15 protein-coding genes are annotated in these 15,161 nt (G+C 37.4%); 8 read left to right on the forward strand and 7 right to left on the reverse strand.

The genetic code is table 11. The features are described from left to right. Positions 1-4: 4 nt before the first annotated feature. Entirely contained in the window at positions 5-1,231 is a 1,227-nt protein-coding gene (locus EHQ31_RS01015) for a lipoprotein LipL46 (protein WP_135568728.1), read from the reverse strand. 51 nt (positions 1,232-1,282) lie between these two features. Here EHQ31_RS01015 and EHQ31_RS01020 point away from each other — a divergent pair, with 51 nt between their 5' ends. Genes EHQ31_RS01020 through ychF form a run of 6 tightly spaced genes read left to right on the forward strand, consistent with a single transcriptional unit; the run spans position 1,283 to position 6,328 of the window. Continuing rightward, on the forward strand, positions 1,283-2,527 hold the full coding sequence (locus tag EHQ31_RS01020) for an exo-beta-N-acetylmuramidase NamZ family protein (protein WP_135568731.1): 1,245 nt from the start codon (positions 1,283-1,285) through the stop codon (positions 2,525-2,527). 7 nt (positions 2,528-2,534) lie between these two features. Then, the gene (locus EHQ31_RS01025) at positions 2,535-3,128 is read left to right on the forward strand and encodes an LIC_11883 family protein (RefSeq protein WP_135568733.1); all 594 of its coding nucleotides are present in this window, start codon (positions 2,535-2,537) and stop codon (positions 3,126-3,128) included. Between the two features lie 3 nt (positions 3,129-3,131). Then, complete coding sequence (locus EHQ31_RS01030) at positions 3,132-4,007, forward strand: DUF2797 domain-containing protein (RefSeq protein WP_135568736.1); 876 nt, start codon at positions 3,132-3,134, stop codon at positions 4,005-4,007. Next, positions 3,991-4,680: an RluA family pseudouridine synthase gene (locus EHQ31_RS01035; RefSeq protein ID WP_135568738.1), complete on the forward strand. Its 690-nt coding sequence runs from the start codon at positions 3,991-3,993 to the stop codon at positions 4,678-4,680. The genes EHQ31_RS01030 and EHQ31_RS01035 overlap by 17 nt, the downstream gene beginning before the upstream one ends. A gap of 10 nt (positions 4,681-4,690) precedes the next feature. Continuing rightward, positions 4,691-5,182 carry a hypothetical protein gene (locus EHQ31_RS01040; protein ID WP_135568740.1) on the forward strand — a complete coding sequence of 164 codons (492 nt, stop codon included), beginning with the start codon at positions 4,691-4,693 and terminating at the stop codon, positions 5,180-5,182. 48 nt (positions 5,183-5,230) lie between these two features. Further along, positions 5,231-6,328: a redox-regulated ATPase YchF gene (ychF, locus tag EHQ31_RS01045; protein WP_135568742.1), complete on the forward strand. Its 1,098-nt coding sequence runs from the start codon at positions 5,231-5,233 to the stop codon at positions 6,326-6,328. 133 nt (positions 6,329-6,461) lie between these two features. Here the strand turns inward: ychF and EHQ31_RS01050 are convergent, their stop codons facing one another. The 6 genes from EHQ31_RS01050 to EHQ31_RS01075 form a co-directional block, all read right to left on the reverse strand. After that, the gene (locus EHQ31_RS01050; RefSeq protein WP_135568746.1) at positions 6,462-6,998 is read right to left on the reverse strand and encodes a hypothetical protein; all 537 of its coding nucleotides are present in this window, start codon (positions 6,996-6,998) and stop codon (positions 6,462-6,464) included. An 18-nt stretch (positions 6,999-7,016) separates the two neighbouring features. Then, on the reverse strand, positions 7,017-7,586 hold the full coding sequence (locus tag EHQ31_RS01055; RefSeq protein ID WP_135568749.1) for an RNA polymerase sigma factor: 570 nt from the start codon (positions 7,584-7,586) through the stop codon (positions 7,017-7,019). After that, a complete protein-coding gene (locus EHQ31_RS01060) occupies positions 7,583-8,452 on the reverse strand; it encodes a hypothetical protein (RefSeq protein WP_135570904.1) in 870 nt (289 codons plus the stop codon). Before EHQ31_RS01060 ends, EHQ31_RS01055 begins: the two co-directional genes overlap by 4 nt. Positions 8,453-8,607: 155 nt before the next feature. Beyond that, entirely contained in the window at positions 8,608-9,951 is a 1,344-nt protein-coding gene (locus EHQ31_RS01065) for a CHAT domain-containing protein (RefSeq protein WP_135568752.1), read from the reverse strand. A gap of 8 nt (positions 9,952-9,959) precedes the next feature. After that, positions 9,960-11,090 carry a cysteine desulfurase family protein gene (locus EHQ31_RS01070; protein ID WP_135568755.1) on the reverse strand — a complete coding sequence of 377 codons (1,131 nt, stop codon included), beginning with the start codon at positions 11,088-11,090 and terminating at the stop codon, positions 9,960-9,962. After that, positions 11,068-12,324, reverse strand: coding sequence for a hypothetical protein (locus EHQ31_RS01075; protein ID WP_135570905.1), 1,257 nt, complete (start codon positions 12,322-12,324; stop codon positions 11,068-11,070). The genes EHQ31_RS01070 and EHQ31_RS01075 overlap by 23 nt, the downstream gene beginning before the upstream one ends. 38 nt (positions 12,325-12,362) lie before the next feature. Here EHQ31_RS01075 and EHQ31_RS01080 point away from each other — a divergent pair, with 38 nt between their 5' ends. Together EHQ31_RS01080 and EHQ31_RS01085 are read left to right on the forward strand one after the other, a co-directional pair. After that, positions 12,363-14,360 carry a tetratricopeptide repeat protein gene (locus EHQ31_RS01080; protein WP_135568757.1) on the forward strand — a complete coding sequence of 666 codons (1,998 nt, stop codon included), beginning with the start codon at positions 12,363-12,365 and terminating at the stop codon, positions 14,358-14,360. Beyond that, positions 14,357-15,145, forward strand: coding sequence for a hypothetical protein (locus EHQ31_RS01085; protein ID WP_135568759.1), 789 nt, complete (start codon positions 14,357-14,359; stop codon positions 15,143-15,145). The genes EHQ31_RS01080 and EHQ31_RS01085 overlap by 4 nt, the downstream gene beginning before the upstream one ends. Positions 15,146-15,161: the final 16 nt, after the last annotated feature.

Consider the following 15,161-nt stretch of genomic DNA (forward strand, 5'->3'; position numbering starts at 1 on the left):
TAGTTTATTTGTTTTTAAAATCGATTTCTACAACACCGCGTTTGGAACTATTGATGTTTAAGGTTTTACTACTTAGAAAACGGAAACTAGAATCTTTTTTATACATCAGCTCTTCAGCAAACATAGATTCTTTTCCAGGATAAGTCAGTTCCCATTCCGATCCATTCATTTCTGTTTTACGATCATTGATTTGTTTGACTGAAGTGTATTCCAACAAATCGTTTTTGAAATTGATAGCATCTTCCAAACCAAGGCCTTTGAATTTTAAGATCACTGTGTTTTGTTCTGTGAGTTTGAACCATTCATCTTTGATTTGTTTTCCCACTTTGACGGACACAAGGTTTGCCCAATCTTTGACGGCTTGTTCTCTAGAAACTTCTTGGGTGATATCTGCCCCGCGTCCTTCTAAACTTCCCGAGCCAAAAATTTTTCCATCACCCCAAAGTTGGATGATGCGGTAAGGACCAGTGGCCGCCGAACTTAAAAAATCTGTTTTTTTCCCACCAGGTAAAACCACTGGTTTTTGGTCTGTTGTTGTGACTTTAGCAATGATCAATACTTCTGCCCCAGAATCTTGTGCGAGTGTGAGTAAAGGACTTCCTTCTTCCACAGACGTGAGGTCAAGTTTGGCAAGGCTTGGATTTTTTTTGAGTAGAGCTGTGAGTTGGGAACTATCCACAACCTTGTTTCCTTTGGCTCTGAGTTTTTCGATGAGTTCTGCTTCTGCGATATTGGTTGCCGATCCAATCGGATAGGATTTTCCGTTGACGACTGTTTGGACTAACACTGCTATTCTTGGATTTCCTACATCATCCAGGAGGGCATCTACTGCTGTGGAAAGTTTGGTTGCTTCCACTTCACAGCGAACATTCAAACGGATCATGTCTTGGGTGTCCAATTTCCATTGTTCTTCACTGATGATATCGTATTTCTTTACGAAACTATCTGTTTTCCCGTAGAGTTTGGAGCCTAGAGACTGGCCATCGGAAACACCCGATTTTTCTGTGATTTGTTCTCCCACGAGTTTACGGATGGCATTGAGTTTTGCATCTTTCAAAGCTTTGTTTCTTGCGAGAGCCAAGTCTCCTTGGTAGATAGGTGCCTCTCCCATAGCTGTCACCACATTGTCTGGCAGCGTAGGTTGTTTCTGGGCTGAATTGGATCCGGCACATGCCAAAATGGTAAGGATGAGAACTCCGGTTAAGGGAGCCAAACGAAGTCGGTTGAACATGAAGGACATTTCTCCTTGAAGATTTGCTATATTATAGAAACATATACTTACATGACCAATTACTTTTTTAGGTTTTCTCTCTGCTTTCTTGTACTCGCATGCCACGGGAACACAGTTCCCCAATTTCGCGTTCATCCGAATGATTCCAAGTTGCGAATTTCTCAGGACATTTTTTATGAAAAAATCCTTCCGACCATGGCCGGAAAAAAATTGATGCTTGCGACAAACCCATCGGGAATTGGAACAAACCCCAAAAAGATCATTACCTCTTTAGAAAAATATAAAATCACTCTGGAACATTTGATTGGACTCGAACATGGTTTTCTCGGTTTAGAAGAAGAGTTTAGTCAAACACCTGTTACTATGGATTCTACTTTCAATCGTCCACTGTATCATATCTACCGAATCAAAGATTCTGAATTACGAGACCTAGTCCGTGAGGTAGATTATATTGTTTTTGATGTACAAGATGTGGGGATGCGTTGTTATACGTATCTCAGTGTTTTAAAAAGACTCATGGATGCCATGAAGAATACAAAAACCAAACTCATCGTCCTGGATCATATTCATGTGGCCATGCACCTTCCGCCTATGGGTGAAAAAATGAATCCAAGGAATTTAAATTTTGCAGGTGAGTTTCCCTCGCTTCTCATCACTGGGATGACCGTTGGTGAAGCCTCCAGGTTCTATAACAAAGAATATTTAAAAGACAGTGTGGATGTAATGGTGGTACCTGTAGAAGGTTACCGCAGAGGAATGTATTTTGAAGATACAGGAATTCCTTGGACCACTCCCTCACCAAACCTACCTATGGTGGACTCAGCTAGAAATTATCTTTCTTTGGTTTTACTTGAAGGTGTGAATGTGTCTGTGGGCCGAGGCACCCAAGCTCCCTTTGTTTATTTTGGTGCACCTTGGATGACAAATCCAGAAGAACTGGCATCCAAACTAGAAAAATTAGGAAACAAATCTTATTATTTTTCGCCGGTGTATTTTAAACCAACCTTTGGTCCTCATAAAGGCAAAATTTGTTCAGGGCTTCGTATGAATTTAGTTCGTCCAGATTACGACCCCATCCAATTGGCTTATGATTTGATTCGGCTTATGAAAGAAACCTATCCCAGTGAATTTAAATGGAGTAAAGGTTCTGCAAACCATTGGGTAGACCAACTTTGGGGAAATGAACATTTTCGAACTTCCATTAATGAAGGAAAAAGTTTTGCCGACTTTCATAAAACTTATTTAACAGAAGAAGAATCGGAACGTAAAAAAATCGCTCCCTATTTATTGTACTGAGGTTATGATGAAAAAGATTCTATTAACATTTTTAACTTTTTTAATTGCATTATCAGTTTTGGCTTCTGAGAAAGAACCGAAAACCGTCTCCAAAAATAAAACTGCAAAAGTATTGAAATCTGTGGCCTTTGCTACCATTCGTTCGACACTTCTTGTTTCCTACGGAGAGGGGGAAGAAAAACAATCTGCCTATACTCCTTGTTCGGAAAATTTTCCGAGTATGCCAGGTGACTTTCCTTGTAACTATCTAGATTACGAAGGGACAACCCTGGAGGTGGCTTCTCATTCCACTGTAAACGAAGGAGAGGCAACAGAAGGATCGGATCCGGAGGATGTATTCCCTGGTGGAAAGATTATCATCAAACTTATCAAACAAAAATCACCTAACCTTAATGGAAAGGTGGTATTTCTTGGTGAGGGAGAAGATCAACTAAAACTATTTTATGGTCCCAAAGGCCAAATTTCTCATTACTTATACCGGCAAACTCTCGTTATTTTTAAATGGGATTGGAACCAGTCGGAACCTAGCCTTACCGGTTTGCTTTTTGTAAATGTCAATAGAGAGTATTTTCCATTAGAAGTAAAAGAGTATTCATTTTAGTCTATGCCTACCATCCAAGGTTATGTAAGAAAAATGTCACACAAAGGTATTTCGCCTGTTTCTTATTTTTGGGAAACAGCAAACTACAATGAGGTGGACAAAAAAGATCTAACTGCTATAAAGTCCACTTCGACAAGCTCAGTGGACGTTTGGATTGGAAAAAAAATTACGTTATCGACGAATGATATCATTCGTTGTTTGCACTGCGGGAAAAAAACAAAAAAATCCTTTAGTCAAGGTTATTGTTTCACTTGTTTTACTACTTTGGCGGAAAACGATCTTTGTATTTTAAGACCAGAAACCTGCCATTTTCATAAAGGAACTTGTCGGGAACCAGAATGGGGAAAAACCAATTGTTTTAAAAAACATACAGTTTATTTTGCAAACTCCAGTGGATTAAAAGTGGGGATCACAAAAGAAAATCCTGTTTCCAATCGTTGGGTGGACCAAGGGGCAACCTATGGGCTTCCCATTTTGGAAGTGGAGTCAAGAAGAGATGCAGGAATTTTAGAACATTATTTAAGTCAGTATTTGCCCGATAAAACTACTTGGCAAAAGATGGTGGCGGGTGATCCACCTGACATAGATTTGGTGCGTGAGGCAAATAAATTCTTAAATCATTTAGAAAAAAATGATTTTTTTTCCCCTATCGATAGTAAAACAAAACTAGTATGGAAAAGATTAGATCTGAGTGGTGGTGTGACAGAAATTGATTATCCGATTGAAACTTATCCAGAGAAAATCAAATCGCTCAAACTCACAAAAGAAACTCCTATCTCCGATACTCTTGTAGGAATCAAAGGGCAGTATCTCCTTTTTCGATCGGGTGTGATCAACATTCGTAGTCTCAGTGGTCTTTGGATTGAAGTCTCCACTTAGACAAATCCGACTAAAAGGTGGGTTTACCACCAAGATTCTTTTTGAATGTGAGGAATTTTTAATCGCTGAAAAACCAGAAGGACTTCCTGTTCACGAAACCAAAGATCCAAATCGGAAAGACTTTACTAGGTTACTGGCAAGTTACTTACATTTAAAAGACTTACGTACTGTAAACCGTTTGGATTTGGGAACCAGTGGGATTGTTCTTCTTGGAAAAATCCAAAGTAAAAATAAAGAAATTGATTCACTATTAAAAGATGCAGAAAAGGAATATATTTTTTTATGCCACGGGATTCCCGATTGGAAGGAAAAAAGATTCGAATGTTTTATTCGGGATGGAAATCAAAAAGTACAAATTGTCCGGAGTGGTGGAAAAAAAGCCATAACCGAGTTTCGAATCTTAAATCATTTTCCAGAAGCAGGATTGACTTTTGGAATGGCAAAAATTCTAACAGGAAGACGGCACCAAATTCGCGTTATGCTTCGCGAACTTGGTTTTCCTGTTCTTGGGGATCCAGTTTATTCAGATTTCCAAACAGAAAGGATGGAAACCAGGATGTATCTACATTCCTTTCGATTGTGCTTTACCGACTTACAGGGAAAAAAACAGTGGGTGGAAACGGAAATCCCGTTGGAATTTTCCAATCGTGTAGGAAAAAAACTTTCCCTCTAAACTAAATAGAATGAAAAACAAAGTATTTCACAGCTTTATCAAAGAACAAAAAGTTTACAGAATCTTTTCTCAGATCGCAAAGTATGTATCAATAGTTTTTCTTATCATTTATTTATACTTATTGTTTAGCTCTAGTTATACGGCAAGCCCTCTCATTGTAGTTATCAATTATTTAGCCATTCTCACTAGTTTTTCTGGCATTATCATTTTTAAATACTACGAAATTCCAAGTATCCTTTTGACAGTTTTTACAGAAGGAGAGTTGTCTCCTTTCTTTCAATTGAACACCGAGGAAAGGCAATTGGTTTGGAGAAAAGCAGGACGAGAGGATTTGTTACCACAAGAACCCAATCCCGATTATATTTCAACCCACCTACATTTGTATGATCGTTATCCTTGGAAAAAAATTGGAAAAATTTATGCGGTCATATATTTAGTTGTCATTCTTACCTCTATTTTCTATTTAACTTCCGTATATATCGAGACCGGATTTCAAAACTAAGAAAGCAATTTTCCTTGTCTTACGGTCTCTGGTAAAAATCCTATCCCTATGGCTTTGAATTGTGGAATTGTAGGTCTCCCGAACGTCGGTAAGTCGACTATTTTTAATGCTCTCACGAAGGCAGGAGCGCAAGCTGCCAACTATCCGTTCTGTACGATTGAACCCAATACCGGTGTGGTCGAAGTTCCTGATGAAAGGCTAAACCGTTTGGCCGAAGTTTATAAACCAAAACGAACCGTTCCCACAATGATTGAGTTTGTGGACATTGCGGGCCTTGTAAAAGGGGCAAGCCAAGGGGAAGGACTTGGAAATCAGTTTTTATCTCATATCCGTGAAGTGGATGCAATTTGCCACGTAGTTCGTGCTTTCCAAGATGAAAATATAACGCATGTTCATGGGAAAGTAGATCCCATCGAAGATATCACAGTGATCAATTATGAATTGATCCTTGCCGATTTGGACAGTTTAGAGAAACAACAACAACGTGTTGCAAAAACTGCCAAAACCGGTAACAAAGAAGCCGCAGAAATTCTATCGGTGATGGATAAAATTTTAGATGCCTTAAAAAAAGGAAACCGTGCCTCCACTGTAGAACTGGGTGATGAAGATATTAAAATTGCTAAAAAATTCAACCTCATCACCATAAAACCAGTATTATATGTTGCGAATATTTTAGATTCTGATGTAAAAACGAATGAAAATCCTCTCGTGAAAACCATAGTTGATTTTGCTTCCAAAGACGGAGCACCTGTGGTTGTTTTATGTGGTCGTTTTGAGGAAGAAATTTCTGGTTTAGAAAAAGAAGACCAAATTGCTTTTTTAGAAGAGATTGGTGAAAAAGAATCGGGTTTGTCTCGAATGATTCGTGCCTCTTACAAACTTCTTGGATTAATTACTTTTTTTACAGCAGGTGTGGAGGAAGTTCGAGCTTGGACCACCCACCAAGGAAGTACAGGGCCTGTGGCAGCAAGTGTCATCCATTCTGATTTTGAAAAAGGTTATATCCGCGCAGAAGTGATGCGGTATGAAGATATCGACAGAACAGGGGATGCTGGCAAGGTCAAAGACGAGGGCAAACTCCGCGTGGAAGGAAAAGAATACATTGTCCAAGACGGGGATGTCATTTATTTCCGAGTGAACGCTTAAAAAAAATCCCGACTTTCGCCGGGATTTTGAAGTGAACTAGTTTGGAAAAGAAAGTAGGTTCCTAAAAGTAGGAACATTTCTCAGTTAATTAATGACCTCACACTTCCTTTTTATTGCATACGAATCAAAAAAATTACGATTGTAACATAAAATGATAACGGCCAATTTCTTTGCCGGATTCAAAGATCGCAAGTTCGGGGCTCGAATCTAGAGTAATCGGAGAATCAAACATGGACTGGGATCCCAGCTTGGGTAGGGTTTCCACGGGAGCTCCATCTAAAAACAACTTGGCAGAAAGCCGGTCGCAATTGGAAGCCTCGACCGAAAGGAATACTTGATTCTTTTCGGCACTAGGTTGGAAGACAAAATCCAAATCCCGCCCCCCCACCTGCCTGTGCACTCGAAAGGCACCTCCGCTTGCGTTTCCATCGCCTCGGAAGGCAAGTTCCGGAGACAGTAGGCTCCTCTCCAAAAGCTCGCTGGAAATGAACTTGAGTTTGTCATTTATGAATTGTAGACAAATTTGGACGGTTGGGCTTAGATCCGGGAGAACGGTTTTTAAGATCCGGTCGACCGTTGGTGAGTCCGCCTCTTCCCCTTGGGACATGAGGTATAGAGCTTCTTTTAATTTGAGTCGGTTCATAAATTCATTTGGATCTTTTGGTTCCATAGTATTTATTACCCCCCGCTAAGGCTTTATTTCCTTTGTAAGGATTTTTTTTATCTTTTCTTTTGCTCGATTGGCCCGGGCGAGGACTGTTCCTAGGGGAACCTCGAGGATTTCCGCAATTTCTTTGAATTTATAGCCTTTTAAACGTAGTACGAGAATTTCTTTGTGAACTTCATCTAAACTTTCAATGAGATCGTAAAACTCTCGTTTTTCTTCCCAGGCAAAAAAGACATCTTCTTGGGTTTGCCTATCATCTAAAATATCAATACTCAAATCCAAAGAAATTCCTTCACGATACTCATACCGACGAATGGATCTTGTCTGAGACATACTTATATTTTTAGAAATTTCACTTAAATAGATAATAAAAGCAGGAAGACTATCTCCTTTGAATTTTCTGAGCAGGTGGTAGTCGTTTTCTGTGAGTTTTAAATAAACTTGCTGTGAAGTATCGGTCACTTCTTCTCTGGGAACATAGTGTGCACAAGTTCCAATGATGAGTCTATGAAACTTATGGATCAACTCTTGCCAAGCGGCACGGTTTCCAAGGAGGCAGTTATCGATTAACTTCCGAATGTCTTCGCTCATAGATCGTTTAGGGATTGGACGGAATTTTTACAAGAAGTCAGGACATTTTCTAGTCTTTTTTGAAAATGGTGGGAACGAAATAAAGTTTGCCTAATGAACCGAACGCGAGTTTGGTTTGATTGCGAAAAGAGTGTTTGGTCTTTTGTTGTAAAACGCCCATAGTCACTAAAAAAACCAAAAAAACCTAACAAACGAATTTTTTTGTTAGTAACGGGAATTTCCTCTATACAATTATGAAATTCTTTTAATAAGGATAGGTTTTCTGGATAAAAATCAGAATCTAACTCCCATTCTTCGATTAATGATAAAAAGAATTTTTTAGCTTCAGTATTTTCATCTTTTAAACTGGAAACAGCCCAAGGATTTTGTTTTGAATAATAAAATAATTGATAGGAACTTTTGTTTTGTTGTTTCATATCCTGCAAAAGTCGTAGAATTAGTGTTTTTCTTCTAGATTCCGGCATTTCTGAATACAAAACTCGATTGATTGCTAAAGTGTATTCTCTCTCTTTTCCAAGTAGTAAGACTTCTTGTGCTTTATACAAATTAGAGAATATATAAATTGTTTTTTCCCATTCCTTTTGTAGTTCAGTGATGAGAGGAATTAGCTCTCCACTTGTGATTTCTGATTCTAAAATTTCTAGTTTAGGTAGTACAATGAGATCAAAAATCTTTTTTTTGGTAAGTTTTTCTAACTGTATTAACTCCTCTTTATTAAATTCGGAACAATGTTTTACAGTCAGAATGGCATCGTAAAATGAAATGTATCGCAGAATTTCTGTTAGATCCTTGATTTCTGCATGAGTACAAAGTTTCCAATAATATAAAAACTCTTCTTCCTCTTGGGCCGTTTCCGTTCGAATCATATCTCTCGTTTGGATTCCGTAAGCCTGGCTAATTAGGTTTTGGTTTGAATCAAACGAATTCCAGACTTCATCGAAGGATTTGGATTTAGGAAACCATTCAGCAAGTATGGGGAAGGACAAAACCAAAAGTAGAACTAAAGATTTTTTGAATCGTTTCAATATCCACTCCTAGTTTTGAATTCGTAATACATTTTTTCTTCTGAGATATCTTTGGACAAAATAGAGTTCAAAAGCTCTCTCTTTTGAAAATCATCCAGAAATTCGTGTTTCGTTGATAGAAAAGATAATGCCATTTTACGAAATTCGGAGTTACTTAAATTAGAGATTCGATTCAGAAGTGGATCCTTAGGTTTGACGGCCAAAACTTTTGTGTCTTTTTTTGTCGCGATTTTAGGTTCAGAAACTTCGAAATTCTCTATCGAGATAGGTTCTTTCTTCTCTCTGGAAAAAACAATACAAAAAAGTAAAAATAACAAAACAAAAGTTATGCCGAGAATTCTATTTATTTGGAAGGTTTGTTTTTTTGTTGAAAAGTGAACTAAGCTAATAGCCGTTATTATTTCTTTAGGGGATCCTTTGTATAAATTTTTTCTAATTTTTGCTAAGGATTTATGTGAATTTTTTGATTTTAAATAAGAATCCCAAAATATGATTCCAATCTCTTTTGCTAAATTGGTTTCTACTGGGAATAAAAAACCGATTACTTCTTTTGCACCTGCCTTTAAAAAACTAGTTGTAAGTCCAGAATGTTCTATGGAGTCAAAAGAAGAATGGCAACTGTTGAAAAATACAAGATCTAAATTTGAAAAAGAAAGTTCGGTTATTTCTTTTGAATACAAAAAATCATTTGTTCCAATGGGAATTCCATTCTTTTCGGTATGCCCTGCATAATGTAAATACTTTGCAGAGCTGATCTCTTCAATTAATCTGACTCTTGTTAAGTGATCTTCTTTTAAGATTCTTAAATTTAACTTTTTCTCTAAGATCGGGTATAAAGATGTACATTCTTCTTTTACTGTAGATATTAAATTCGGTTTTACTGGATTACAAACAATTAAAACGGTATTTGATTTTTGTTTGTGTTCTTTTAAAATGGTTTCGATTCTGATTCCTCTATGGTAATCGATGTCTTGGAATAAAAAACCTTTGTGAGTTCGTAGAATTTCCCAGGGGACAGAGGAAAGTTCAGGATCAATTAGTAGATGGATCGAATCTGTAAATCCTGGTTTTCGCCAAAAAGGTAGTGTTTGGCCAAATACAATTTGTTCTAGGTTATCTGATTTTTTCCCCAACTTTTCTAGGAACTCTTTATGAGTCGGGTTTTGAGATAAGATTCTTTCTACAAAAAGAGCCCAGTCCATTAGGAATTCATGCAGGTGTTTGCCTGAGAATTTTGTAGTTTTTTCTACATTACCAAAGTTCTCCTGTTTCTCTTCCCAAATACATTCTCCATCTGTGAAATTTTCTCTAGAAAATTTGGCTATAATTCTAAGTTTCATTGTTTTGTTTATTGGAACTTGTGGATTAAATCTTCCATGTTTGTGAGTAATGTTTTCACATCCTCTTCTGTTGTGAAATAACCTGTAGAGATGCGAATGCATCGTAATGCTTCTTCTTCAGAATATCCCATATACAAAAGTGATTTGGAGGCTTCTCTGGCTCGGGACTTACAGGAGCTACCTGTGGAAACTAAAATTCCCTTTTCTTCCATCCCGAGTAGAAAAAAGTCTACGGACTGAATCGGAAGAATGAGAAACGTTGTGTTTGGAAGCCTTGGTGAATACTTTGCTATGATTTTGCAACCTAAAGATTCTAACTTTTCTTCGATGAGAGATTGAAATGCACTCAGTTTTTCATTCTTTGTTTCTAATTCTCTGAATTGGATTTCAGCCACTTGTTTGAAACATTCAATGGCAAAAATATTTTCAGTACCGGCTCTATGGTTATTTTCTTGGTTTCCTCCACCAAACAAGTGAAAGCGGTGATCTGGTTTGGGAAGATAAGTAAGTGCTGCACCCATTCCTCCTCCAATTTTGTGACCGGAAAAAGTATATCCGTCGAAAAACTGAAATGGTACATCTGTTTTACAAAAACCTTGCATTAAATCACTATAAAATAGCTGGTCGTATTTTTTTGTTAGTTTTGAGATCTCTTCTGCAGGTTGGATCACACCAGTTTCATTTCCCGCATAAAGGCATACCACAGGTCTTGGGTTTTCCTTTAGTTTATTTTCTAAATCCATCAAATCAATGATTCCCGAATGGTCGGTTTGGATGAGAGTTGCCTTAAATCCGTAGGATTCCAAAGCGGAATACATACTGGAATGTTCCAGTGGAGAAACTATGACGGAATCTAAGTTTGGATAGAGAACACGTAAACTTTGGATGAGTAAGTAATTGGCTTCTGTTCCTGTTGCAGAAAAAACAAATTGTTTTTCTTGGCCATTGGTAAGATTTGCAAAATACTTTCTTGTTTGTTCAATTTTTCCTTGGTTTTTTAAGGAAAATCGAGTGATTCCGGATGGATTATAAAATCCTGAAAGATAGTCTGCCAAACATGTTTCCAGAATTTCTGTAAATGGAGGGTGAGTGGCATTGTAATCAAAATATTTTATATCATTCGTTAAAGGGGATTTCATCTGCTTCTTCGTAGCGACCCAGTTTGCGAAGAACGGATCTAGTTAATTTATGATACGATTTTAAAATATCATCTTTTTTTCCACCTACACTTCGTTCATCGACATTCCGAAGTTTTGGTTTTAAGGCATCTAAAATCGTTAAACTTTTGGAGTTCTCTTTTAGTTTGTGATACGATTCTGCTTCTTTCATTTTAGAATCAAATTCATGAACAAGAAGTGCAGGTAAATTGATATCTTCGATTTCAGAGGCAAGTTGTATATTCGAAGCTTCTTTAAATTCAGTGGCCGCACGTTTGTAGTAGGTTTCTTCTTCCTCACCCAGTTGGAAAAATAATTCTCCTCGTCTGAATTTGAATTTTAGATACTCCCTTTCATCGGCTCCCACAAAATACAGGATCCTTTCATAAATATCATCCATCTCTCTTGGAGAAAAGTTTTTCATACCTGTAAGTAGGATTTGTCTAAGAAGGGATTCCAAATAGTCGTTAGCTGAAACTTCCGAAAAGTCACTCCGTTTGATGGAAGATAAAACTACACTACGTTTTTGGACGGCGCTTAGGCCACTCGGAACCTTTTCTAATTCAGTAAGTTTTTTTAGAACAAAGTTTTCTGTTTCCAACATATGGGTTTTATAACCGAGTAGGATTTCACTGGGTCTACAACTTGCCCAAGCTACGGATTCAATTTTTTTAGGGGCAAGTAATTCTGGGCCAGAGAAACGTAACGCGCGTTTGTAGTAGTCAAGTGCTGTTAACACAGCTTCAATATGAGAATTCCAATAATCTTTAGGATTGGGTCCGAGGGTGAGTTCGCCTTGAGGAGCCATTTTGAGAAAGAGGGGAGAACCCCAGTCTTTTGCTTTTTCCCGCCAAGTTAGTTCTAAAAAATGATCCTCCACATGTTCCTTGCTGCGAAAGTACAAACATGCCTTTTCCATCAGAGCCAAATCCAAAGGCAAAACGCTACCTTTCGTGTTCTCTTCGGAGCTGAAAAATTGGTTTATGGTTTGGAGGAATTCCGTCCCACCTTCTTTTCGTCCCTCAAGGACTGCATCGCCTTTAGATATGAGTTGGTGTGCAATCCGAGGATTGGGATAACCAAAAAACGAATTGTAGGCGAGGGTGAATTTGGCAAGGATTGTGTCCTTGTTTCTCAGAATCCACGGGAAAGTGATTGCCCACACGATGAGAACAGCCAGGATGTATTTTAAATTTTCTCGGAAGATTTGGTTCAAGGATTGTCCCTGTTCCCGATCTTTGCCGGAATCTACTGATGTTTCAAGCAATTAAAACTCCAAACCGTCCCTTACTCTTTGTTTTCTTTTGTTTTCTTTCGCTTTCTCTCTTTGCGGCACCTGAAACAAGACAGAAAACCTGTTCCTTGTTAGAACCGGGTGTTCCGGCAGATTATTTCTTGTCTCGAGCCTTTCGAGAACAGGTGGACGGATTTCAATCGGCCCAAAGGCGAAAAAACGAGGATTCCAAACTCTCCTTTGAGCGCTCTGTTGCTTTTTTAGATTCTTACCATAGTTGCTTAAAGGAGGTGGGAAAGGAACCAAGTGCCCTCAGTGCGGAAACCCAAAGTTTAAATTACCTAGAACTGGGAAATATGGAAAAGGCTTGGGAATGGTCGGAGCTGGCAACGGGTAAATCCCCTGAGGTTACCAAAGATTTAGTTCTTTTACAAACGAGAATACGCATCCGTCAGGGAGAGTTGGCTAAGGCCTCCGAGGTTTTAGAATCTTCTCTCCATTTGTTTCCGAATGATCCTGACTTTTTATACTTACTTGGTAATATCAATTTTGAAAGAAAAAACTGGAATCATTCCATTTTGTATTATACAGCTCTTTCTTTTGTCATTGAGAGAAGGGATACACATTCCAAATACAAATTCCTAACCGCAAAAGCTTTAGGTGAACTCAATTATAAACTCGATTACCCTAAAATTTCCATCAAACGTTATAACGAATACACGAACGCCTATAAAAATGATATGGAAGTTCTATTTCGTTTGGCTCAAATTTATTTTGTGTTAGGTGATTTTAAACATTGCCGGATGTACCTCGAACAAATTCGCGAAAAAAATCCAAGAGACATTGATGCTTCCCATATGCTTGCAGAAATTTATTTTATGGATTCGCGGGACAGTGCTCCTATTTATTTTGCAACTTTGAAAAAAGAGAAAAAAATTCCGAAAGATGGAATCATCTTTTTTCTCTATCAATTAATTTCTGGTTCTAATGAAGGATTGGAAACTAAATTAAAAACTTATATCCAAGAAAATCCAGGGAGACTTTCTCCGAGGATTGCACTTTTGGAACTTGCAGAAAAAGAAAAAAATCCTGATTACCAAACTCTCAATGCAGAAACGGCACAGTATGCTTTTGAGTATAGGCAGTATTATACGGCAGAAAAAATTCTACGTAAGGGACTATCAGAAATAAACACAAAAGAAAATTTGGACGAAGAAAAGTCATTGTTTTTTGAAAAAATTTCTTCCTGCCAAGAAATGTTGGGACAGTGGAATCATGCAGTGATGTCCACGAAAGAAGCATTACGATTAACCAAGGAAACGGAAAAAACATTACGTTTGCGTTTTCGTTTGGCTTATCTCTACCTCCAGGGAAATTTAAAAAAAGAATCTCTTTCTGTTTCGGTTTTATCGGAAACATTAAAAGAAAATCCAACGCCTACTCATTATTATCTAAGAGGTCTTGCGTATTTTCAGTTGGAAAAATACAAAGAAAGTGTGAAAGATTTTTCAGAAGCCATCAAACTAGATTCTAAAAATTATAACTATTATTTTTATCGCGCCTCTGCTTTCGATAAATTAAAACAATTTAGCGATACGGAGTCCGACTTAAAAACCACAATTGCTTTAAATCCCAATGCATCCAATGCTATGAATTACCTGGGATATCTGTATGCTGAAAAAGATATGAACCCAGAGGAAGCAAACCAACTTCTAAACCAAGCCATTTCTTTGGAACCAGATAATCCAGCTTACCAAGATAGTTTAGGTTGGGTTATGTATAGAAAAAAGGATTATAATCGTGCTTTACTTCATTTGAATTTTGCAACTTCCCTTGCTTTGGAAAGAGGGTTTGAAGACCCAGTGATTTATGAACATTTAGGTGATGTATACTTGGCAAAAAATGATCCAGTCAATGCTTTGCAGTTTTTTAAATTGTCAGAATCTAAAATAAAGTCAGTTCCCAATAAAGATCTCATAGCAAAAATTAAAAAAGTGCAAAAGGAAATTTCAGAATGAAAGGAAAGACCATCCTTCTTAGTGTTTCATTATTAATCATTTCTTGTCAGTCAGCGGAAGTGGAAGATCCCAATTTTATTGGCCGAGACAAAGAAAAATACATTTCTGCAAAAGAAAAAGAATCCAAAACTTTACTCAAAGAAATTTTAGAAAAACAAACTGATTTTCCTAGTTTTAAATCTGATTTTAGTATGCAAATCCAAACCTTTGTTCCGAAAAAAGACAATGTTTACTTGGATGGAAAACTATATTTCTCAAAAGAATCTAAACAGGTCAAAATCCAATTGATGGATAGTTTTTTTGGAATGATTTTTACAGAGCTCATTGCCGATCCAAACCAAATCCAAATCAAACCAACCAGTACAAAAGAAATCCAAACACTTCCAATGGGTGATATCCTTATCCAAGACCCAAATACTGGCAAAAAATTTGCCATTCCCTTTCCAGTCATTTATGAATATCTCACTGGGACTTATGTTGGAGAAATCCAAAATCCAAAAGCTAAATTTTACACAAAAGAGGCTCGTATCATTCTCTCTAAACCAGATGGCGAATACGAATATTTTTTTAAAGATGGAAATTTAGATCGTTTGGAACTTTCTAGCACTAAACGTGGGTTAAAGGCCATTGCCATTGTAAAAACAAAACCAGATCAAATCCATCCCCCAAAAGAAATTACTACTAAGGTCATTAGTTTAGATACAGAAAAGGAAAATGTTCTGATCCTTATCAAACTAAAAAAATCACAAATGGTAGAACCTCCGATAAATACGTTTCGATTTTAGTTATTTAACTTTAGTT

The organism is Leptospira montravelensis (assembly GCF_004770045.1).
GTDB lineage: Bacteria > Spirochaetota > Leptospiria > Leptospirales > Leptospiraceae > Leptospira_A > Leptospira_A montravelensis.

Bases quoted from the DNA above. Each gene is read 5' to 3' on its own strand.
- EHQ31_RS01015 (WP_135568728.1), bottom strand. From the start codon at position 1,231: ATGTTCAACCGACTTCGTTTGGCTCCCTTAACCGGAGTTCTCATCCTT.
- EHQ31_RS01020 (WP_135568731.1), top strand. From the start codon at position 1,283: ATGACCAATTACTTTTTTAGGTTTTCTCTCTGCTTTCTTGTACTCGCA.
- EHQ31_RS01025 (WP_135568733.1), top strand. From the start codon at position 2,535: ATGAAAAAGATTCTATTAACATTTTTAACTTTTTTAATTGCATTATCA.
- EHQ31_RS01030 (WP_135568736.1), top strand. From the start codon at position 3,132: ATGCCTACCATCCAAGGTTATGTAAGAAAAATGTCACACAAAGGTATT.
- EHQ31_RS01040 (WP_135568740.1), top strand. From the start codon at position 4,691: ATGAAAAACAAAGTATTTCACAGCTTTATCAAAGAACAAAAAGTTTAC.
- ychF (WP_135568742.1), top strand. From the start codon at position 5,231: ATGGCTTTGAATTGTGGAATTGTAGGTCTCCCGAACGTCGGTAAGTCG.
- EHQ31_RS01050 (WP_135568746.1), bottom strand. From the start codon at position 6,998: ATGGAACCAAAAGATCCAAATGAATTTATGAACCGACTCAAATTAAAA.
- EHQ31_RS01055 (WP_135568749.1), bottom strand. From the start codon at position 7,586: ATGAGCGAAGACATTCGGAAGTTAATCGATAACTGCCTCCTTGGAAAC.
- EHQ31_RS01060 (WP_135570904.1), bottom strand. From the start codon at position 8,452: ATGATTCGAACGGAAACGGCCCAAGAGGAAGAAGAGTTTTTATATTAT.
- EHQ31_RS01065 (WP_135568752.1), bottom strand. From the start codon at position 9,951: ATGAAACTTAGAATTATAGCCAAATTTTCTAGAGAAAATTTCACAGAT.
- EHQ31_RS01070 (WP_135568755.1), bottom strand. From the start codon at position 11,090: ATGAAATCCCCTTTAACGAATGATATAAAATATTTTGATTACAATGCC.
- EHQ31_RS01080 (WP_135568757.1), top strand. From the start codon at position 12,363: ATGTTTCAAGCAATTAAAACTCCAAACCGTCCCTTACTCTTTGTTTTC.
- EHQ31_RS01085 (WP_135568759.1), top strand. From the start codon at position 14,357: ATGAAAGGAAAGACCATCCTTCTTAGTGTTTCATTATTAATCATTTCT.